Below are 1,612 nucleotides of genomic sequence, written 5' to 3'. Positions count from 1 at the left end.
TCCAACCGCTCCGGAGTCAAGGACTCGACGAGACCATCGTCCAGCACACCCGCCGTATGCACCACGGCCGTGAGATCCGGTACGCGCTCCAGCACGGCCGCCAGAGCCTCACGGTCGGACGCATCACACGCCTCGACGGTCACGTCCTCCGCTCCCAGTACCGACAACTCCTCTACCAACTCCGCAGCACCACGCGCCTGGAGACCACGACGGCTGACGAGGACGAGACGACGCACGCCGTGCTCCGTCACCAGATGCCGGGCCACCAACGCACCCAGTACACCCGTCCCACCGGTGACCAGCACCGCACCCGCCGGATCCAGCGACGGGCTTTCGGCGAGGGCTCCGATGTCGGCACGCACGAGGCGAGGGGTCAGAATCTCACCGGCACGTAGGGCGAGTTGGGCCTCGCCGCTGCCGAGAGCAGCGGGTAGCGCATCCCACGAGGCATCGTCGTCGTCCACGTCGATCAGGACGAATCGGCCGGGGTGCTCGGACTGGGCCGACCTGACGAGCCCCCACAGAGCGGCGGCCGCCGGGTCGGTCACTCCGGAGACGGCTCCCCGGGTGAGGACCACCAGACGGGCGGTGGCGTACCGGTCGTCGGCGAGCCATCCCTGGATCAGGGCCAGGCCGCGGTGAGTGAGGGTACGGACCGCCGTCACGGGCGTGTCGTCGGCGCCGGCGGCCGGAGCGGTCAACACGGCGGTCACGGAGGCACCGGCGTCGACGGCCTCGGCCAGGGACTCCAGGTCGTCATGGGTCCGGGCCCTCAGAGTGGCGGGCAGGCCGGTCTCGCCCAGGCAGCACCACGTGTCACCGTCCGGCCGCTCTCCGGCGGCCGGCGGGAGAGCCGGCCATGCGAGATCGTAGAGGTCGGGCAGGGGGCCGGAGGCGGCCGGCAGCGCGCCGTCGAGCTGCTCCGGCGCGACCGGTCGCAGGGTCAGCGATTCCGCCGAAGCCACAACCCGGCCCGTGTCGTCGGTGACCAGGACGGCCACGGAGTCCGCGCCGTCGGGCGTAAGCCGGACGCGCAGCGCGGCGGCGCCGACGGCGTGCAGCGTGAATCCGGTCCAGGAGAAGGGCAGGGCGCCACCGCCGGTTGAGGACGTCGCGAGGGCGGTGGCGTGCAGTGCGGCGTCGAGCAGGGCCGGGTGGAGGCCGAAGCCGGCCGTGTCGGTCCCCTCCGGGAGCCGGACCTCGGCGAAGACCTCCTCACCCCGCCGCCAGGCCGCATGAAGGCCCTGGAAGACGGGTCCGTATTCCAGCCCGGCGGCGTCGGACAGCGCGCCGTACAGCCCTGTCACGTCAAGGGCGGCCGCTCCCTCCGGGGGCCAGACGTCGAGGGCCGTCGGTGAGGGGACCGGCTCGGACGTGCCGGGTGACATCAGGCCCTCGGCGTGCCGGGTCCACGGCTGCTCCGGGGGCGCGTCCTGCGGACGCGAGCGGATGTTGAGCCGCCGGGTGCCGGACTCGTCGGGGCCGGACAGCGTCACCTGGAGGAGGACGCCGCCGCTCTCGGGGAGGACGAGGGGTGTGGTGAGGGTGAGGTCGTCCAACCGGCCACACCCCACCTCATCACCGGCCCGCACCGCCAACTCCACCAACGCCG

1 protein-coding gene is annotated in these 1,612 nt (G+C 73.1%); it reads right to left on the bottom strand.

What is annotated here, in order from left to right; translation table 11 throughout:
• On the bottom strand, positions 1 to 1,559 hold a 1,559-nt coding region (locus ACH4PU_RS36185; RefSeq protein WP_398282341.1), incomplete at its 3' end, for a type I polyketide synthase.
• Between the last annotated feature and the right edge of the window lie 53 nt (positions 1,560 to 1,612).

This window comes from Streptomyces sp. NPDC021100 (genome assembly GCF_044333095.1).
In the GTDB taxonomy this organism is placed as follows: Bacteria; Actinomycetota; Actinomycetes; order Streptomycetales; family Streptomycetaceae; genus Streptomyces.
Note: the sequence above shows the minus strand (reverse complement) of the source record. Positions and strands in the feature narration are given on the sequence as shown.